This is a genomic window from Streptomyces sp. NPDC107654 (assembly GCF_055639035.1).
Map to the genome: position 1 here is coordinate 115,493 of NZ_JBVKBI010000012.1, position 17,702 is coordinate 133,194.

At 72.4% G+C, this 17,702-nt stretch carries 18 protein-coding genes and 1 pseudogene; 10 read left to right on the plus strand and 9 right to left on the minus strand.

Annotated features, from left to right (window positions below):
* The first annotated feature begins 22 nt into the window (after window positions 1-22).
* The 9 genes from ACZ7N4_RS22205 (at window position 23) to ACZ7N4_RS22245 (ending at window position 7,793) form a co-directional block, all read left to right on the plus strand.
* A complete protein-coding gene (locus tag ACZ7N4_RS22205; RefSeq protein ID WP_471360212.1) occupies window positions 23-973 on the plus strand; it encodes a glycosyltransferase family 2 protein in 951 nt (316 codons plus the stop codon).
* A complete protein-coding gene (locus ACZ7N4_RS22210; protein ID WP_471360214.1) occupies window positions 973-1,356 on the plus strand; it encodes a GtrA family protein in 384 nt (127 codons plus the stop codon). The genes ACZ7N4_RS22205 and ACZ7N4_RS22210 overlap by 1 nt, the downstream gene beginning before the upstream one ends.
* Window positions 1,357-1,402: 46 nt before the next feature.
* Entirely contained in the window at window positions 1,403-2,431 is a 1,029-nt protein-coding gene (argC, locus tag ACZ7N4_RS22215) for an N-acetyl-gamma-glutamyl-phosphate reductase (RefSeq protein WP_471360217.1), read from the plus strand.
* Between the two features lie 88 nt (window positions 2,432-2,519).
* Window positions 2,520-3,671 (plus strand): bifunctional glutamate N-acetyltransferase/amino-acid acetyltransferase ArgJ, encoded by a 1,152-nt coding sequence (gene argJ / locus ACZ7N4_RS22220; RefSeq protein WP_471360220.1) that lies wholly within the window; start codon window positions 2,520-2,522, stop codon window positions 3,669-3,671.
* Entirely contained in the window at window positions 3,668-4,579 is a 912-nt protein-coding gene (argB, locus tag ACZ7N4_RS22225; RefSeq protein WP_471360222.1) for an acetylglutamate kinase, read from the plus strand. Before argJ ends, argB begins: the two co-directional genes overlap by 4 nt.
* Complete coding sequence (locus ACZ7N4_RS22230; RefSeq protein ID WP_471360223.1) at window positions 4,576-5,781, plus strand: acetylornithine transaminase; 1,206 nt, start codon at window positions 4,576-4,578, stop codon at window positions 5,779-5,781. Before argB ends, ACZ7N4_RS22230 begins: the two co-directional genes overlap by 4 nt.
* Window positions 5,782-5,788: 7 nt before the next feature.
* Window positions 5,789-6,334, plus strand: coding sequence for an arginine repressor (locus ACZ7N4_RS22235; RefSeq protein WP_471360226.1), 546 nt, complete (start codon window positions 5,789-5,791; stop codon window positions 6,332-6,334).
* Window positions 6,335-6,442: 108 nt separating this feature from the next.
* Window positions 6,443-7,030: an RNA polymerase sigma factor gene (locus ACZ7N4_RS22240; RefSeq protein WP_471360229.1), complete on the plus strand. Its 588-nt coding sequence runs from the start codon at window positions 6,443-6,445 to the stop codon at window positions 7,028-7,030.
* Window positions 7,020-7,793: a hypothetical protein gene (locus ACZ7N4_RS22245; protein ID WP_471360232.1), complete on the plus strand. Its 774-nt coding sequence runs from the start codon at window positions 7,020-7,022 to the stop codon at window positions 7,791-7,793. The genes ACZ7N4_RS22240 and ACZ7N4_RS22245 overlap by 11 nt, the downstream gene beginning before the upstream one ends.
* 10 nt (window positions 7,794-7,803) lie before the next feature.
* On the opposite strand, the gene ACZ7N4_RS22250 is transcribed toward ACZ7N4_RS22245, so the two are convergent.
* The 9 genes and pseudogenes from ACZ7N4_RS22250 to ACZ7N4_RS22290 all read right to left on the minus strand — a co-directional run.
* Complete coding sequence (locus ACZ7N4_RS22250) at window positions 7,804-8,733, minus strand: serine/threonine-protein kinase (RefSeq protein ID WP_471360235.1); 930 nt, start codon at window positions 8,731-8,733, stop codon at window positions 7,804-7,806.
* Complete coding sequence (locus tag ACZ7N4_RS22255; protein WP_471360238.1) at window positions 8,730-10,565, minus strand: ABC transporter ATP-binding protein; 1,836 nt, start codon at window positions 10,563-10,565, stop codon at window positions 8,730-8,732. Before ACZ7N4_RS22255 ends, ACZ7N4_RS22250 begins: the two co-directional genes overlap by 4 nt.
* Before the next feature lie 96 nt (window positions 10,566-10,661).
* Window positions 10,662-10,829, minus strand: coding sequence for a hypothetical protein (locus ACZ7N4_RS22260; protein WP_471360241.1), 168 nt, complete (start codon window positions 10,827-10,829; stop codon window positions 10,662-10,664).
* Window positions 10,830-11,032: 203 nt separating this feature from the next.
* Window positions 11,033-11,836 carry an FAD:protein FMN transferase gene (locus ACZ7N4_RS22265; protein WP_471360244.1) on the minus strand — a complete coding sequence of 268 codons (804 nt, stop codon included), beginning with the start codon at window positions 11,834-11,836 and terminating at the stop codon, window positions 11,033-11,035.
* Window positions 11,829-12,665 carry an FMN-binding protein gene (locus ACZ7N4_RS22270; protein ID WP_471360247.1) on the minus strand — a complete coding sequence of 279 codons (837 nt, stop codon included), beginning with the start codon at window positions 12,663-12,665 and terminating at the stop codon, window positions 11,829-11,831. The genes ACZ7N4_RS22265 and ACZ7N4_RS22270 overlap by 8 nt, the downstream gene beginning before the upstream one ends.
* Window positions 12,666-12,682: 17 nt before the next feature.
* Window positions 12,683-14,065: a ferredoxin reductase family protein gene (locus ACZ7N4_RS22275; RefSeq protein WP_471360250.1), complete on the minus strand. Its 1,383-nt coding sequence runs from the start codon at window positions 14,063-14,065 to the stop codon at window positions 12,683-12,685.
* 288 nt (window positions 14,066-14,353) lie between these two features.
* The gene (locus tag ACZ7N4_RS22280) at window positions 14,354-15,058 is read right to left on the minus strand and encodes a L,D-transpeptidase family protein (protein WP_471360253.1); all 705 of its coding nucleotides are present in this window, start codon (window positions 15,056-15,058) and stop codon (window positions 14,354-14,356) included.
* A gap of 3 nt (window positions 15,059-15,061) precedes the next feature.
* Complete coding sequence (locus ACZ7N4_RS22285; RefSeq protein WP_471360256.1) at window positions 15,062-15,649, minus strand: pyridoxamine 5'-phosphate oxidase family protein; 588 nt, start codon at window positions 15,647-15,649, stop codon at window positions 15,062-15,064.
* Between the two features lie 130 nt (window positions 15,650-15,779).
* Window positions 15,780-16,220, minus strand: a pseudogene (locus ACZ7N4_RS22290) (hypothetical protein); the annotation flags it as partial.
* Window positions 16,221-16,391: 171 nt separating this feature from the next.
* On the opposite strand from ACZ7N4_RS22290, the gene ACZ7N4_RS22295 reads away from it, so the two are divergent.
* Window positions 16,392-17,585 (plus strand): argininosuccinate synthase, encoded by a 1,194-nt coding sequence (locus ACZ7N4_RS22295; RefSeq protein ID WP_471360259.1) that lies wholly within the window; start codon window positions 16,392-16,394, stop codon window positions 17,583-17,585.
* The last annotated feature ends 117 nt before the right edge of the window (window positions 17,586-17,702 follow it).

The window sequence follows — 17,702 nt, forward strand, 5'->3', positions numbered from 1 at the left end:
CCGCGCCCAGGGGGGACCCCGCATGCTGATATCGATCGTCGCGCCCTGCTACAACGAGGAGGACGTCCTCGCCCGCTTCCACGAGGAGGTCCAGAAGGTCGCCGAGGAACTGCTGCCCCTCGGCCACGACATGGAGTTCGTCTACGTCGACGACGGCAGCCGGGACCGCACGCTCGCCGTCCTCAAGGACCTCGCGGACCTCGACTCGCGGGTGCGCTACGTCTCCTTCAGCCGCAACTTCGGCAAGGAGGCGGCCCTGCTCGCCGGCCTCCGGCACGCCTCGGGCGACTGCGTGATCGTCATGGACGCCGACCTCCAGCATCCGCCCGCGCTGGTCAGGCGCATGGTCGAACTGCGCGAACAGGGGTACGACCAGGTCATCGCCCGGCGCTCCCGCACCGGCGACCGGCTCACCCGGACCCTCACGGCGCGGTTGTACTACCGGCTCGTCAACCGTCTGGTCGACGTCGAACTGGTCGACGGCGTCGGGGACTTCCGGTTGCTGTCGCGGCGGGTCGTGGACGCGGTGCTGGGCCTCACCGAGTACAACCGCTTCTCCAAGGGCCTGTTCGCCTGGGTGGGCTTCCCGAGCATCACCTTCGCGTACCGGAACGCGGCGCGCGAGGCCGGCCGCAGCTCCTGGAACCTGCGCGGACTGCTCGACTACGGCCTCGACGGGCTGTTCTCCTTCAACAACCGCCCGCTGCGCGCCGCGCTCTGGCTCGGCGTGGGGCTGCTGGTGTGCGCGGGCCTGTACACCGGCTGGATCGTGGGGGTCGCGCTCGTCAACGGCGTCCGGACTCCCGGCTATGTGACCATCATCACCGCCGTGACCGCCCTCGCGGGCGTCCAGATGGTCATGCTGGGAGTCATCGGGGAGTACACCGGCCGCATCTACCACGAGGTGAAGGGGCGCCCGCACTTCCTGGTGAAGGCGACCAACGTGGAACGGACGAAAGATCTCATCCCCTGATGCCGAGACAACTGCCGAGGCAGATCCTGACCTTCGCGGTGGTCGGTGCTGTGAACACGGCCACCTACTACTGTCTTTACCTGTTGTTCCTGACCTGGCTCCCCTATCTCGCCGCGCATGTCCTGGCATTTCTGCTCAGTATGATCGGGTCCTTTTTCCTGAACGCGCGCTTCACCTACCGGACGCCGCCCACCTGGCGGAAATTCCTGTTGTTCCCGCTGACGAACGTCACCAACTTCCTGATCACGACGGCGGGTGTCTGGGTGATCGTGGACCTGCTGCACGCCGGCAGCCGCTTCGCCCCGCTGCTCGCCTCGGCGGCGGCGATCCCGGTCACCTTCGTCGTCTCGCGCCGGGTGATGCTCCCGAAGGCCATTGCATAAACGTGCAACGATACGTATAGTCATGCCATCCAAGAGGAGGGTGGACATGGCGGTACGTGCGGCGGTGGCCGGAGCGAGCGGATACGCGGGCGGAGAGGTCCTGCGTCTGCTCCTCGCGCACCCGGAGGTCGAGATCGGTGCCCTGACCGGCAACTCCAACGCCGGCCAGCGGCTCGGTGCGCTCCAGCCGCACCTGCTGCCGTTGGCCGACCGGGTGCTGGCCGAGACCACGCCCGAGGCGCTCGCCGGGCACGACGTCGTCTTCCTCGCCCTGCCGCACGGACAGTCCGCCGCCGTCGCCGAGCAGCTCGGCCCCGACGTCCTCGTGATCGACATGGGCGCCGACTTCCGGCTGAAGGACCCGGCCGACTGGGAGTCCTTCTACGGCTCCCCGCACGCCGGCACCTGGCCCTACGGCCTGCCCGAACTGCCCGGCGCCCGTGCCGCGCTGACGGGGTCCCGGCGCATCGCGGTGCCCGGTTGCTACCCCACCGCCGTCTCCCTCGCCCTGTTCCCGGCCTACACGGCCCGGCTCGCCGGGCCCGAGGCGGTGATCGTCGCCGCGTCCGGCACCTCCGGCGCGGGCAAGGCCCCCAAGCCGCACCTGCTCGGCAGCGAGGTCATGGGTTCCATGACGCCGTACGGCGTCGGCGGCGGTCACCGGCACACCCCCGAGATGATCCAGAACCTCAGCGGGGCCGCGGGGGAGCGGGTCGCCGTCTCCTTCACGCCGACCCTCGCGCCGATGCCCCGCGGGATCCTGGCGACGTGCAGCGCGCCCGCCGTCGAGTCAGTGACCGGCGAGTCCCTGCGGGCCGCCTACGAGAAGGCCTACGCCGACGAGCCCTTCGTCCACCTGCTCCCCGAGGGCCACTGGCCCGCGACGGCGTCCGTCCACGGTTCCAACGCCGTTCACGTGCAGGTCGCGTACGACGCCGCCGTGGGCCGCATCATCGCGATCAGCGCCATCGACAACCTGACCAAGGGCACCGCGGGCGGTGCCGTCCAGAGCATGAACCTCGCCCTGGGTCTCCCCGAGACCACCGGGCTTTCCACGATCGGAGTCGCACCGTGAGCGACGAGCGCGCAGCCACCGGGCCGCAGACGACGATGAGAGCCGCACCGGCGCGCTGCGCGGGCGGAGAAGCGAACGAGGAGATGCAGTGAGCGTCACGGCAGCCAAGGGATTCACGGCGGCGGGCATCGCCGCCGGGATCAAGGAGAACGGCAACCCCGACCTGGCCCTCGTGGTCAACAACGGGCCCCGCCGTGCCGCCGCGGGCGTCTTCACCTCCAACCGCGTGAAGGCCGCGCCGGTGCTGTGGTCCGAGCAGGTCCTCAGGAGCGGCCAGGTCTCGGCCGTCGTCCTCAACTCCGGCGGAGCCAACGCCTGTACCGGCCCCCAGGGCTTCCAGGACACCCACGCCACCGCCGAGAAGGCGGCCGAGGTGCTCGGCCGCGGCGCCATCGAGGTCGCCGTCTGCTCCACCGGTCTCATCGGCGTCCTGCTCCCCATGGACAAGGTCCTCAAGGGCGTGGAGACGGCCGCCGCCGCCCTGAGCGAGCACGGCGGCGAGAAGGCCGCCATCGCCATCAAGACCACCGACACCGTCCACAAGACCTCCGTCGTCACCCGGGACGGCTGGACCGTCGGCGGCATGGCCAAGGGCGCCGGCATGCTCGCCCCGGGCCTCGCCACCATGCTGGTGGTCCTCACCACCGACGCCGACCTCGACGGCGAGGACCTCGACAAGGCGCTGCGCGCGGCCACCAGGGTCACCTTCGACCGCGTCGACTCCGACGGCTGCATGTCCACCAACGACACCGTGCTGCTGCTCGCCTCCGGCGCCTCCGGCGTCTCCCCGGACCACGCCGAGTTCGCCGAGGCCGTACGGCAGGTCTGCGACGACCTCGGCAGGCAGCTCATCGGCGACGCCGAGGGCGCCAGCAAGGACATCCGGGTCGAGGTGATCAACGCGGCCAGCGAGGAGGACGCCGTCGAGGTGGGCCGCTCCATCGCCCGCAACAACCTCCTGAAGTGCGCGATCCACGGCGAGGACCCCAACTGGGGCCGGGTCCTCTCCGCGATCGGCACCACCGGCGCCGACTTCGAGCCGGACCAGCTCAACGTCGCCATCAACGGCGTCTGGGTGTGCAAGAACGGGTCCGTCGGCGAGGACCGGGACCTGGTCGACATGCGCTACCGCGAGGTCCACATCGTCGCCGACCTCGCCGCGGGCACCGAGACCGCGACCATCTGGACCAACGACCTGACCGCCGACTACGTCCACGAGAACAGCGCCTACTCCTCATGAGCACTCGCAAGCACACCGCGCTGCCCAAGGCCCAGATCCTCGTCGAGGCGCTGCCCTGGATCACCCGCCACCGCGGCAAGACCGTCGTCATCAAGTTCGGCGGCAACGCCATGGTGAACGAGGAGCTGAAGGCCGCCTTCGCCCAGGACGTCGTCTTCCTGCACCACGCCGGCCTCAAGCCGGTCGTCGTGCACGGCGGCGGCCCGCAGATCAGCGCCGCCCTCGACCGGCACGGCATCGTCACCGAGTTCAAGGCGGGCCTGCGGGTCACCACCGAGGACGCCATGGACGTCGTCCGCATGGTGCTCGCCGGACAGGTGCAGCGCGAGCTGGTCGGCCTGCTCAACCGGCACGGCCCGCTCGCCGTCGGCCTCACCGGCGAGGACGCGCACACCATGACCGCCACCAAGCGCATGCCCGAGATCGACGGGGAACCGGTCGACATCGGGCGGGTCGGCGAGATCACCGCGATCGACACGGGCGCGATCGAGGCGCTGCTGGCCGACGGCCGCATCCCGGTCGTCTCCTCGATCGCCCGCAGTCAGGACGACGGACATGTCTACAACATCAATGCTGATACGGCGGCTGCGGCACTCGCTGCGGCACTGGACGCCGAGACCCTCATGGTCCTCACCGACGTCGAGGGCCTCTACGAGGACTGGCCGAACTCCGACGAGGTGATCAGCCGCCTCACCGCCTCGCAGCTGGAGAAGCTGCTGCCGGAGCTGAGTTCCGGCATGGTGCCGAAGATGGAGGGCTGCCTGCACGCCGTACGCAACGGCGTGACCAACGCCCGCGTCATCGACGGCCGGGTCCAGCACTCGATCCTGCTGGAGATCTTCACGGACGAAGGCATCGGCACCATGGTCGTGCCCGACGGGACCGCGGACGGACAGGGGGAGTCATGAGCAACCAGGAGCTGACCCAGCGGTGGCAGGGGGCGCTCATGAACAACTACGGCACCCCGCGCCTGCCCCTGGTGCGCGGTGAGGGCGTCCGGCTGTGGGACGCCGACGGCAACGAGTACCTCGACTTCGTCGGCGGTATCGCCACCAACGCCCTCGGCCACGCCCACCCGGCGATCGTGGAGGCCGTCACCCGGCAGATCGGCTCCCTCGGGCACGTCTCCAACCTGTTCATGGCCGAGCCCCCCATCGCGCTCGCCGAGCGGCTGCTGACGCTGTTCGGCCGCGAGGGCCGCGTCTTCTTCTGCAACTCCGGCGCCGAGGCCAACGAGGCCGCCTTCAAGATCGGCCGGCTCACCGGACGCACTCACATGGTCGCCACCCACGGCGGCTTCCACGGCCGTACGATGGGCGCCCTCGCGCTCACCGGCCAGCCCGCCAAGCAGGACCCCTTCCGGCCGCTGCCCGGCGAGGTCACCCACGTCCCCTACGGTGACGCGCAGGCACTGGCCGCCGCGGTCACCGAGGAGACCGCGGCGGTGGTCATCGAGCCGATCCAGGGCGAGAACGGCGTGGTCGTGCCCCCGGCCGGCTACCTCAAGGCCGCCCGCGCGATCACCGCCGCCACCGGGGCGCTGCTGGTCCTGGACGAGGTGCAGACCGGCGTCGGCCGGACCGGCACCTGGTTCGCCTACCAGGCCCACGAGGGCGTGCTGCCCGACGTCGTCACCCTGGCCAAGCAGCTCGGCGGCGGGCTGCCGCTCGGCGCGACCGTGGCCTTCGGCCGGGCCGCCGACCTGCTCCAGCCCGGCCTGCACGGAACCACCTTCGGCGGCAACCCGGTCGCCTGCGCCGCCGGCCTCGCCGTGCTCGACACCATCGAGGACGAGGGCCTGCTCGACAACGTCAAGCGGCAGAGCGAGCGGCTGCGGCACGGAATCGAGGCTCTGGACCACCCGTTGATCGACTACGTCCGGGGCGCGGGCCTGCTCCTGGGTATCGTGCTCACCGGGCCGCGCGCACCGCAGGTGCAGCAGGCGGCCCAGGAGGCCGGGTTCCTGGTGAACGCGCCCGCCCCCGACGTCGTACGGCTCATGCCGCCGCTGAATCTCCGCGACGACGAGGCGGGTGCGCTGCTCCGGGCGCTGCCCGGCATCCTCGACGCAGCGATCCCTGTGGATGGGGACGGACGATCCGGAGAATGAGACGACGATGAGCGAGGCGCAGGACCACGAGCCGGCCGGGGGCGCCGGGCCGGCCGTACCCCAGACCCGCACCGCACGGCACCGCCGGATCGTGGACATCCTCAACCGGCAGCCGGTGCGGTCGCAGAGCCAGCTGGCGAAGCTGCTCGCCGACGACGGGCTGAACGTCACGCAGGCGACGCTCAGCCGGGATCTCGACGAGCTGAACGCCGTGAAGATCCGCAACAACGACGGCGACCTGATCTACGCCGTGCCGAGCGAGGGCGGCTTCCGCACGCCGCGCGCCCCGCTGGGGGAGTCGGCGAAGGAGGAGCGGATGCGGCGGCTCTCCCAGGAGCTGCTGATCTCCGCGGAGGCCTCGGCGAACCTGGTGGTCCTGCGGACCCCGCCCGGCGCCGCCCAGTTCCTCGCCTCCGCCATCGACCAGGCGGAGCTGCACGACATCCTCGGCACCATCGCCGGCGACGACACCCTGCTGCTCATCAGCAGGAACCCCACCGGCGGGCAGGCGCTCGCGGACCATCTGCTGCGGCTGGCACAGAACGGGCACTGACCGCATGCGGGGCCCGGCGGGCCGACGCAGAATGGGCATGTGATCTTCCGCGGCGGGCGAGCAGGGGGACGGGCAATCCCCTGGCGGCCGTCGGACGTATACAGAGGTGTGTCGGGATACCGGTTCCCCGTCGGCCGCCTTCCGGACGAGGCTCTGCTGTCCGGGCTGGCCGCCGGGGATCCGGAGCTGGCTGCGATCTTCGTACGGAGGTTCCAGCACCGGGTCTTCGGCGTGGCGATGGCCGTCACCGGGGACCAGCAGCTCGCAGAGGACGTCGCCCAGCAGACGTTCGAGCGCGCGTGGCGTCATGCCCAGATCTACGACTCGCGCCGCGGCTCGGTCATGACCTGGCTCACGACCATCGCGCACAACCTGGCCGTCGACGCCGTCCGTGCCCGGCGGACGGAGCCGATGGCGCCCGAGGACCTCGAGGACCTGCTGGACGCCGTCACCGCGACCCCCGAGGAGTGGGCCCTGGCCGACGAGGCCTCCGCCCAGGTCCGGGCCGCCCTGGCCCGGCTGCCACGGGAGCAGGCCAGGGCGCTGATGATGGCCGGCATCTACGGCATGACGGCCCGGCAGGTCGCCGACGCGGAACGGATACCGCTGGGTACCGCCAAGACGCGGATCAGGACGGCGATGGCACGGCTGCGCACCATCGTCGCGTCGGCGAAACGAGGCGACCATGTCCAGTGACGCGAACTGCGAGCGGCTGCGGGAGGCCGGCGCCGAGCTGGCGCTCGGCGTGCTCCCCGGCCGGGAACGGGCCGAGGCGGTCGCCCATCTGGACCGGTGCGCGGACTGCCGTGAGTACGTCCGGCAACTGACCCGGGTCGGCGACCGGCTGGTCGGCCTGCTGCCCGACCGTGAGCCACCGCCCGGTTTCGAGCCCCGGGTGGCGCGCGCCCTCGCCCGGCAGATCGCGACGCCCGCGGGGCAGCGGCCGGCCCGCGCCCCCGGCCGCACGCGCCGCGGCCTGCGGCAGGGCGCCCGGCGGGCCCGGGTCCGGGTCGCCGCGGTCGGTGCCGCGCTCGCCGTCGCCGTCGGCTTCGCCGGCTGGGCCGCGGGCACCGCCGTCGAGCAGGTCACCGCCGCACCGCCGGCCGCCGTCGAGTCCGAGCCCGTGCTGGTCGGCGACATGACCCCGGCCGGGCACGACGGAGAGCCCGTCGGCGAGGTCTACGCCCACCCCGGCAGCCCCGGCTGGATGTTCGTGTCCGTCGCCCTCACCCGCCCGGGCACCCGGTACACCGGAACGGTCACCTGCCTCCTGGTGCGCGCCGACGGCACGAGCGTCCGGGTCGGCGAGTTCACCGTGCGCGACGGGCACGGCGACTGGGGAGTCGCGGCCCCCGCCGACGTCGAGCGCTACTCCGGCGCCCGTCTGACCGCGTCCGACGGCACCGTCCTCGCCACCGCGCAGCTGCGGAAGGGGCAGGTGCAGACCCCGGAGACGTGAACCGTGCCGCTCACCCGCCGCGGCGCGGGACGGGCAGCACCGTCTCCAGCGCGGCGGCCAGTGCGGCGACGCCGGGCCGGGCCGGGGGATCGGCGCGCAGACAGCCGTCGACGGCCGCCGCGAGGGCCGGTGGCAGCCGCCGCCGGGATCCGATCGGCGGCGCCTCCCGCTCCCGCCGCGGACAACGGTCGCCCGGGCCACCGGTACCGGTCCCGCCGTCCGGCCCGCCACCGGCGCACCCGGCGTACGGCCGGTGTGCCGTCCCGCCGGTCGTCCGGCCGGTCGTGCGGCACTCGAAGGGCGGGGCACCGCACGCGACCTCGTACAGGACGACCCCGATGCCCCACACGTCGGCGGCGGCCGTGAGCGCCCCGCCGCGGGCCTGCTCCGGGGCGAGGTAGCAGCAGGTGCCCAGTCCGGCCGGGGCCGGCCCGGGAGGCCGCGCGACGCTCAGGTCCAGCACCTTCGCCAGGCCCCGGTCCACCACCACGTTCGACGGCTTGAGGTCCAGGTGCAGCAGGCCCCGGCCGTGCAGGTAGTGGACGGCCGAGCACAACTGCACCCCGAGGAGCGCCACATCGGCCGCGGACGCCCGGCGCCGCAGCCGGTGCAGCAGGTGGGACAGCGTCTCCCCGGTCAGTGTCTCCAGGACGACGACCGGCTCGGGCTCGGCGAAGACGTCGTAGGCACGGACCAGGTGGGGATGGGTGAACCCGCGCAGCCACCGCCCCTCGCGCAGCAGCCGCTCGCCCAGCCGTCGTTCGCCCCGCCGGTCCATGCGCACGGTCTTGAGCACGCACCGGCAGTCGCGTTCCTCGCTCCAGGCGTCGTAGACGTCGAGCCAGCCGGTGCGGGTGAGCCCGGCCAGGATCCGGTAGCCCGGGACCGGTTCCGTGCCCGGGGCCAGCGGCGGGGCGCCCGGCGCGGCGGTGGCGCTCATGACAGCACCGCTCCCGTGTGCAGCCGGTGCAGCCGGGCGTAGGCGCCGTCGTGCCGGAGCAGGTCGCCGTGGGTGCCGTCCTCGACGACCCGGCCGCGGTCGAGCACCAGGATGCGGGTGGCGTCGCGGACGGTCAGCAGGTTGTGGGAGATGACCACGGTGGTACGCCCGGCCATCAGCCGGCGCAGCGGGTCCATGATCCGCCGGCCGGACCGGGCGTCCAGCCCCGCCGTCGGCTCGTCCAGGAGCAGCACGGGCGCGTCCCGGATCATCGCCCGGGCGATCGCCAGGCGCTGGCCCTGTCCGCCGGAGAGGGTCCGGCCGCGCTGGCCGACCAACGTGTCGTAGCCCTCCGGGAGCAGCTCGATGAACTCGTGGGCGTCCGCCGCCCGCGCCGCCGCGACGATGTCCGCGTCCGTGGCCCCCGGCCGCCCGTAGGCGATGTTGTCCCGCACGGTGCCGTGGAAGACGAGCGTCTCCTGCAGCACCACCGCGACGCTGTCCCGCACGTCGGACAGCCGGAGCCGGCGCAGGTCCGTCCCGTCGAGGCGGACCGCGCCCCGGTCGGGGTCGTAGAAGCGCAGCTGGAGCTTGGCGATCGTCGACTTGCCCGCCCCGCTGGCCCCGACCAGCGCCAGCGTCTCCCCGGGCGCCGCGTGGAAGGACACGTCAGACAGCGCCCAGGACGGGCCGCCCGGATACCGGAACCACACCCCGTCGAACTCCACGTCCCCCCGGGCGCGGCCGGTGCGCCGGGCGTTTGGGGCCTCGGTGACCTGGGGCCGCTGGTCCAGCAGCTCGATGATCCGTTCCGCCGAGGCGGCGGCCGCGTAGAAGGAGGTACCGAGGTGGGACAGGCCCCGCACCGGGCTGTACAGCTTGCCGATCAGCGCGAGGAAGACCAGCAGTCCGCCGAGCGTGAGCTGCCCCTGCGCCAGTTTCCAGGTGCCCAGGCCCATCACCGCGAGACCGCCGGCCACCTCGATGAACTCGACGACCGGCCCGTACACGGCACGGATCCGCGCCGAGGCCATCGCCGCCCGGAACCGGCCCAGGTTCTCCCGCTCGAAGCGGCGCTCCTCCCATCCCTGCCGGTTGTACGCCTGCACCAGCACGACGTTGCCCAGCGACTCCTCGGCGATCGCGCTGAGCGAGCCGGTGCGGCGCCGGCGTTCCCGCGACGCCTCCTTGACCAGCCGCGAGAAGTGCCGGGCGGCACCCCAGAACAGGGGCACGATGACCAGGGCGAGCACGGTCAGGTCCCAGCGCAGGTAGAACAGCAGGCCGAGGAAGACGGCGAGGCGGACCACGTAGTACAGGGCGTCCGCCACGCCCGAGAGCAGGAACGTCTCCACCGCGTCGACGTCGCCGGTGACCCGGGACAGCACGTCCCCGAGCCTGCGGCGCTCGAAGAAGCCGAGCGACAGCCCCTGGACGTGCCGGAACACGTCGGAGCGCAGGGCGAGCAGGAAGCGCTCGCCGACCCAGGTGGACGTCACGTCGTCGGCGAAGCCGAGGATGCCGGAGCAGAGGACCAGGCCCAGATAGGCCGGTGCGATCCACAGGAAGGGGTGCAAATCCCGGGGGACCAGCACCTCGTCCACCACGATCTTGAAGAGCCACAGCTCGGCGGCGTCGACGGCGGGACCGGCCAGGCTGAACAGGACGACGGGCACGAGCCAGCGCCGGCCGCCGCGGGTGTACGGCCAGAACCGCCGGAACACCTCGCGCGGGGGCACCGGGGGCGCCGCCGCGACCACGGCGTCGGAGGCCTCGGCCGCGGGGAGCGGACGCGTGCGACGGGGGAGCAGACGCCGCAGGAGACGCGCCATGACATGCGTTCCTCGTTGCGTTCCGCGGCGAAGCGGACCGGGTCCTCCGCCTCCGGTCCGCTCGCCTCGTACGCGTTTCGTACGTGTCGTGGTCGGTCAGTACTTGCCGTGGTCGTGACGGCCGCCGTGGTCGTTGTCGTGACCGTGGCCGCCGTGGTCGTCGCCGTGGCCGTGACGGCGCCCGTGCCCGGAGCTGTCGTGCCTCGACGTGTCGTTGTCACGGCCCCCGTGCTTGGCGGGCATCAGGCTGCTGAAGATGGCCATGTCGTGTCCTCCTGGAACTTGCCTCACATGGGATACGTCCCAAGCCGGACGGCGGATGGCGTTCCCGGGAAAAAGTTCCGGACGGAATCTTTCGACCACGATCTTCCGACCGCGACGACCGTGACCGTTCGACGGTGACGACCGTGACCGTGACGACCGTGACCGTTCGACCGCGACGACCGCGATCGTTCGGCCGGAAGCGCTCACCCCAGCCGTGCCGCCAGCCCCCCGGTGCACCGCACCTCGTCACCCGCGGTGATCAGCAGGGCCTCGACGTCCGGCAGGGACTCCAGCCACGCCAGTCCCTCCCGCGAGCCCATCGCGAACGCGGCCGTGGCCCAGCAGTCGACGAACGTCAGACGCGGCCCCACCACCGTCACGGACACCAGGTCCGTCACCGCAGGCCGACCGGTCCGCGGGTCCACGATGTGCGCGCCCCGCTCGGCCGTACCGGACGTCGCCACCGCCAACTCCCGTGTGCCGGCGCCCGAGATCACCGCCGCGAGTCCGCCGGGCCGGAGCGGATCGGTCACCCCCACCCGCCAGGGCCGCCGCGGCTCCGGCGCGCCGAGCAGCTGTACGTCACCGCCCCCGTTCACGCTCACCCCGCGCACCCCGGGCACCGCCGCCGGCACCCGCGCCGCCCGCTCGGCCGCCCAGCCCTTGACGATGCCGGTGGGGTCCAGCGAGCCCTGGTACCGGGTGCTGAACCAGCCCTCGCTGACCCGCTCCGCCTCGGCCGCCAGCTCCAGCACCTCGGCGACCTCGGCGGCGCACGCCGGGAGGTCCAGCTCGCCGCGGGCCAGCCGGGACACCTCGCTGTCGTCACGGTAGGTGCTGAACAGGGCGTCCGCCCGGTGCAGCCCGGCGACCGCCTCGGCGAGCGCGGCCCGGACCGCGGCCGCATCCCCGCCGCGGACGTCGAAGGAGAAGACCGTCCCCATGACCTCCTCCGCGTGACGCACCGCGGCGGGAGTCTCCACCGGCTCGGCCACCGTGTCAGCCACCGGCCTGGTCCAGGGCGGACTGGAGGGACTGCCGGTAGCCGGTGCTGGTGTAGGTGGCGCCGGAGACGGCGTCGATGTCCGCGGTCCCCGCGGCCACGGCCTCCTGGTTGAGCTTCGGGACGGCGAGCTGCGTCTTCCGGTCGCTGAGGCCGCCCTTGGGCGCCTGCACCGCCTCGGCCTTGGTGATCTTCCCGCCGTTGACCGTGATCCGCACCTGGACCGGCCCGTACTGGGTCCGCACGGTCTTCCCGGTGACGGTACGCGCCTGCACCGAGCCGGAGGACGAGGAGCCGGACGAGGAGGACCCGGAGGACGAGGAGCCGGACGAGGAGGACCCGGAGGACGAGGAGCCGGACGACGAGGCCGGGGGCGCGGAGGTCCTCATCTTGTCCAGCGCCGACTGCAGCGACTTCTTGTAGCCCTCGCTCGTGTACGTCGCCCCGGAGACGGCGTCGATGTCCGCGGTCCCCGCGGCCACGGCCTCCTGGTTGAGCTTCGGGACGGCGAGCTGCGTCTTCTGGTCGCTGAGGCCGCCCTTGGGCGCCTGCACCGCCTCCGCCCCGGTGATCTTCCCGCCGCTGACGGTCAGCCGGACCTGCACGGCCCCGTACTGCGTCCGCGCCGCGTCCCCGGTCACCGTGCCGGCGCCGGCTCCGGCGGCGCCGCCCTGCTGCGCCTCCTGCCCGGCCGCCGTCTGCTGCGGGGCCGCGCCCGCCGCCGACACGGCCGCCGGATCCGACGCCGGCTTCAGCGACAGCAGCAGCACGACACCGGACACGGTCGCGGCGGTGGCCAGCACGACCCGCCGCACGGGGTGGCTCTTCCTCATCGCTTCGCAGCTCCCGCTCACATCTCGAACGACTCGTAGTGGATACGGCGGGCGGGCACCCCCGCCTCCCGCAGTGCCTCGAACACCGACTGGGCGAACCCGGGCGGCCCGCACATGAAGACGTCGTGCGTCTCGACGTCCGGGATCTTCGCCCGGAGGTTCTCCGCCGAGATGTCCGGACGCTCGCCCTCCGGGCTGTTCACCGCGTACATCAGCCGGGCACCCCGCTCCTCGGCGATCGCCGCCAGCTCGTCCCACAGCGCCAGGTCCTGGGTGGTGTTGGCCCGGTAGAGGAGGGTGATGTCCCCGGCGCCCCCGGGCAGCGTCTCGAACAGCGCCCGCATCGGCGTGATCCCCACCCCGCCCGCGACCAGCAGCACCTTGCCCCGGCTGCGCCGCTGCGCGGTGAGCGCGCCGTACGGCCCCTCCGCCCACACCTTGGTCCCGGGCGCCAGTTCGCGCAGCCGGGCGCTGTGGTCGCCGATCGCCTTCACGGTGATCCGCAGCATGCCGGGGCGCGGGGCCGCCGACAGGGAGTACGGGTGCGAGCTGAACCGCATCCCCGGGGCGAGGAACCGCCAGCGGAGGAACTGTCCCGCCTCCGCGCCCATCCGGTGCAGCCGCCGCCCGCCGATCAGCACCGACACGATGCCCGGCGCCTCCTCGATCACCGCCTCCACGTACATGCGGTGCCGCAGGTTCAGCCGGATCGGGGTGAGGATCCGGTACCAGACCACCAGGGCGGTGACGGCGCCGTACAGGCCGTACCAGAAGGTCTGGGCGGTGGGCTCCACCGCGAAGTCGTTGCCGGCGGTGATCTGGTGCCAGAACGTCAGGAACACCGCCGCGTACGTCAGCAGGTGGACGTGGTACCAGGCGTCGTACGGCAGCCGGCGGCGGACCGGGCCGACCGACGTCAGCCCGATGACCACGAACAGGCCCGTGCCGAGCGCCGCCTTGCCCATGTCCGGGAGCTGGCCGACGGAGTCGACGGTCTGCTGGACGATGTCGCCGAGCGACCTGCCGGCCTGGCGCGCGTAGCCCCACATGGTGAGGAAGACGTGCGCGAGGACCAGGCAGAGGGTGTACCGGCCGCTCATCGCGTGCCAGCGGGCCACCCGGTCGGAGCCGACCCGCCGCTCCAGTGCCGGCACGCGCGCCATCTGGAGCACGACCAGCGCCATCAGATAGCCGGCGAGCAGGCCGGTGATCCGGCCCGCGCCCAGGATCCGGCCGGTGTCGTCGGCGATGGAGGGCGTGTTCTGCCACCAGAGCCACAGCACGGCCGCCGCGCCCGCCCAGACGGCGAGCAGCAGCGGGACGGCCGGGGAGCGGCGCGGACGGATGCGGCGCATCGTCTGTCGGCGGGCGGCGCGTCCGCCTGCGAGCGTGGTGGTCACGGTTCCTCCGTGGGGACTTGACCCTTGGCCCACAGATACGCGCCGGGTGCGCCGAGTGTTCAGAGGCCGGCCGAGTCCAGCGCGGACCGGAGCGACCGCCGGTACCCGTCACCGGTGCACGCCGCCCCGGAGACGGAGTCGATTCGCGCGCTCTGCGCCGCAAGCGCCTCCCGCCGCGGCGGGGGCAGGGCGTAGCCGTTGATCTCCTGAGGGAGCGGGGAACTGGAGAGCCGACCGGGCACCGCGACCTTCACGGTGATCCTGCCCCTGGCGCCCTGACGGGCCCCGTCAGTAGCGGCTGACCGCCGTCGCCCCGCGTTCCGTGCCGATGGCGATGTGCGGCTTCCGGGACGGGCGCGCCCAGGCGAGGATCCGGCGCATGTCGTCCTCCGGCACGGACACGCAACCGGCCGTCGCCGCCTTCCCGTTGACGTGGAGGAAGATCCCGGCACCGCGTCCCCGCACGGGCCGGTCGTAGTTGAAGCCGATGACCAGGGCGTACGCGTACTGCCCCTGGAAGTCCGCGAGGTGCTCGGACTCGGCGGCGCGGCAGTCGGCGGGCAGGGGGTCGGTCCAGCGGTTGTACGAGCGGGAGTCGTTGTCCTGGCACCACCAGGAACTGTCCTTGACGGCCCGGTACTCGACCGACGTGCCGGCCGGCGCCGGTTCGATCCCGAAGCCGAAGGGCAGGTCGTACAGGCCGGTCGGGGTCGTGTTCGTGCCCTGCACGCGGGTGTCGCCGTCCACCAGCCCGCCTGCCCCGAACCGGGCCGGCGCGGACCCGGCCCGCACCCACTCCCCGTCCCGCCGGTCCCACCAGCTGACCGTGCCCGTCGTCGCCTCGGTGTCCGGAGCCTGGGCGACGATCAGCTGGTCGCCGCCGCCCGTGTCCGCCAGGCTCGCGGGCAGCGGCTCCGGGCCGGCGCCGGGTGCGGCACCGAGCAGGGCGAGGGAGCAGGCGGAGACGAGGGCGAGGACCACAGCGGGGCGCATGGCTCAGACGGTAGAGGGCGGCAGCGGCAACGGCAGCCCGGGCAGTCCGTCCAGGCTGGTCGCGATGTGCTCCTTCCTGGTGAAGTACGCGTCCAGCGAGGCGTCGTCCTCGCGGGCGAAGCGCCTGGCGTGCAGATCGCGGTCCGTCTCGTACGCCATGTAGGGGATGGCGTACCCGCAGGTGTCCCGGACCAGCTCGGCGTGGACGAGGATGACCGCGCGCAGTCCGTGCCGGCTCGTGTCGATGTCCGGGAAGCGGGTGAGCAGTTCCGGGAAGCGCGGGTCGTCGCGGAAGACCGGCTCCCCCCGGCCGTGGACGCGCACGATGGACGGCGGGCCCTGGAAGGCGCACCACATCAGCGTGATCCGGCCGTTCTCCCTCAGGTGGGCGATGGTCTCGGCGTTGGACCCGGCGAAGTCCAGGTACGCCACGGTGAGTTCGTCCAGTACGGCGAACGAGCCCCGCAGGCCCTTGGGGGAGAGGTTGACCGTGCCGTCGCCCGAGAGCGGAGCGGTCGCGGTGAAGAAGAGGGGCTGTTCCTCGATGAACGTGCGCAGCCTGCCGTCTATGCGGTCGTAGGTCTTTCCCATGTCCAGCGATTATCGGCGCAACTGCTTCGCTTGTCTAAGTAATTGCCGGGTCCGGTGTCGGCCGGGTCCGGCTCACACCGGACCCGGCGGCCGCGCCGCCCGTCACCTCACCGGCCGCGGCTCACTTGGTGAGCGTGCAGGCGGCCAGCGAGTCGAGGCCCGTCGGCTTGGCCGACGTGCGGCCGATGGAGAGGGCGATGCGGTCGATGGTCGAGGCCCGCTTGTCCTTGAGGGGGCCGAGGATCGCGTTGTTCACGAAGTTCGGGCCGCCCTGGCCGACCGTGTCCTTGAGCCGCTTGCCGGCTTCCTGGATCTGGGTCTGGAGGAGGGCGAGGTTGCGGTCGACCTCGGCCTTGGCGGAGGCGGGGACGGCGGGCAGCCGTGAGGCGACGTCCGGACAGGTGATCGTGCCGGTGGCGGCCAGGGTGCGGGCGCCGGTCGCGGCGTCGCCCTCGGCCGGGGTGCCGGCGAGGGCGGAGCCGGCGATCACCGCGCCGGACAGCACCACGGCGGCGGCGCCGCCGATGACCGCCACGCGGCGCTGGTTGTACTTCGGAAGAGCCCTGGACATGCGAATGCCTCACTCGGATCGGGGGTGTCGTCGTCGGACGAACGCGGCGCCTGCGTCCGGCGAGGAGTACGGGAAAGCGGTTGCGGACGTTCACCCGCAGGGGAGATTGACGAATCATGCAGAGTTCTGCATACTCATGCATGTCAGCGAATGCACTGTGAGGAGAAACCCGTGACCGAGCGCGTCGTACTCGCCTACTCAGGCGGTCTGGACACCTCCGTCGCCATCGGCTGGATCGCCGAGGAGACGGGCGCCGAGGTCATCGCCGTTGCGGTCGACGTCGGCCAGGGCGGCGAGGACCTGGACGTCATCCGCAAGCGCGCCCTCGCGTGCGGCGCCGTCGAGGCCGAGGTCGCGGACGCCAAGGACGAGTTCGCCGACGAGTACTGCCTCCCGGCGATCAAGGCCAACGCCCTCTACATGGACCGCTACCCCCTGGTCTCCGCCCTCTCTCGGCCGACGATCGTCAAGCACCTCGTCGCCGCCGCCAAGAAGCACGGCGCCACGACGGTCGCCCACGGCTGCACCGGCAAGGGCAACGACCAGGTCCGCTTCGAGGCCGGCATCGTCGCCCTCGCCCCCGACCTGAAGTGCATCGCCCCGGTCCGCGACTACGCGATGACCCGGGACAAGGCGATCGCCTTCTGCGAGGAGAAGCAGCTCCCGATCGCCACCACCAAGAAGTCCCCCTACTCCATCGACCAGAACGTCTTCGGGCGCGCCGTCGAGACGGGCTTCCTGGAGGACATCTGGAACGCCCCGATCGAGGACATCTACGAGTACACCTCCAACCCGGCCCTCCCGCGCGAGGCCGACGAGGTGGTCATCACCTTCAAGGAGGGCGTCCCGGTCGCCGTCGACGGCAAGCCCGTCACCGTCCTGCAGGCCATCCAGCAGCTCAACGAGCGCGCCGGCGCCCAGGGCATCGGCCGGATCGACATGGTCGAGGACCGCCTGGTCGGCATCAAGTCCCGCGAGGTCTACGAGGCCCCCGGCGCGATCGCCCTGATCACCGCCCACCAGGAGCTGGAGAACGTCACCGTCGAGCGTGAACTCGCCCGCTACAAGCGGCAGGTCGAGCAGCGCTGGGGCGAGCTGGTCTACGACGGCCAGTGGTTCTCCCCGCTCAAGCGCGCCCTGGACGGCTTCATCTCCGAGGCCAACCAGCACGTGTCCGGCGACGTCCGGATGACCCTGCACGGCGGCCGTGCCGTCGTCACCGGCCGGCGCTCGCAGGAGTCGCTGTACGACTTCAACCTCGCCACCTACGACACCGGCGACACCTTCGACCAGTCGGCGGCCAAGGGTTTCATCGACATCTACAGCCTGTCGTCGAAGATCGCCGCCAAGCGGGACCTCGCGTAACCCGGCAGGGTCCCCCTCACGCGCATCAGCCTGACAGCCGCCTCCCCGCCTGGAAGGGTGGGGAGGCGGTGGCGCATCAGCGCCTGTACCAGAGCCTGTAATCGACAGCTTCGAGGA

What these genes read in the sequence shown, in the direction of transcription:
- ACZ7N4_RS22245 (WP_471360232.1), top strand. Translation starts at nt 7,020, where the DNA reads ATGTCCAGTGACGCGAACTGCGAGCGGCTGCGGGAGGCCGGCGCCGAG.
- ACZ7N4_RS22280 (WP_471360253.1), bottom strand. Translation starts at nt 15,058, where the DNA reads ATGCGCCCCGCTGTGGTCCTCGCCCTCGTCTCCGCCTGCTCCCTCGCC.
- ACZ7N4_RS22285 (WP_471360256.1), bottom strand. Translation starts at nt 15,649, where the DNA reads ATGGGAAAGACCTACGACCGCATAGACGGCAGGCTGCGCACGTTCATC.
- ACZ7N4_RS22235 (WP_471360226.1), top strand. Translation starts at nt 5,789, where the DNA reads ATGAGCGAGGCGCAGGACCACGAGCCGGCCGGGGGCGCCGGGCCGGCC.
- ACZ7N4_RS22250 (WP_471360235.1), bottom strand. Translation starts at nt 8,733, where the DNA reads ATGAGCGCCACCGCCGCGCCGGGCGCCCCGCCGCTGGCCCCGGGCACG.
- ACZ7N4_RS22255 (WP_471360238.1), bottom strand. Translation starts at nt 10,565, where the DNA reads ATGGCGCGTCTCCTGCGGCGTCTGCTCCCCCGTCGCACGCGTCCGCTC.
- ACZ7N4_RS22260 (WP_471360241.1), bottom strand. Translation starts at nt 10,829, where the DNA reads ATGGCCATCTTCAGCAGCCTGATGCCCGCCAAGCACGGGGGCCGTGAC.
- ACZ7N4_RS22205 (WP_471360212.1), top strand. Translation starts at nt 23, where the DNA reads ATGCTGATATCGATCGTCGCGCCCTGCTACAACGAGGAGGACGTCCTC.
- argC (WP_471360217.1), top strand. Translation starts at nt 1,403, where the DNA reads ATGGCGGTACGTGCGGCGGTGGCCGGAGCGAGCGGATACGCGGGCGGA.
- ACZ7N4_RS22230 (WP_471360223.1), top strand. Translation starts at nt 4,576, where the DNA reads ATGAGCAACCAGGAGCTGACCCAGCGGTGGCAGGGGGCGCTCATGAAC.
- ACZ7N4_RS22210 (WP_471360214.1), top strand. Translation starts at nt 973, where the DNA reads ATGCCGAGACAACTGCCGAGGCAGATCCTGACCTTCGCGGTGGTCGGT.
- argB (WP_471360222.1), top strand. Translation starts at nt 3,668, where the DNA reads ATGAGCACTCGCAAGCACACCGCGCTGCCCAAGGCCCAGATCCTCGTC.
- ACZ7N4_RS22270 (WP_471360247.1), bottom strand. Translation starts at nt 12,665, where the DNA reads ATGAGGAAGAGCCACCCCGTGCGGCGGGTCGTGCTGGCCACCGCCGCG.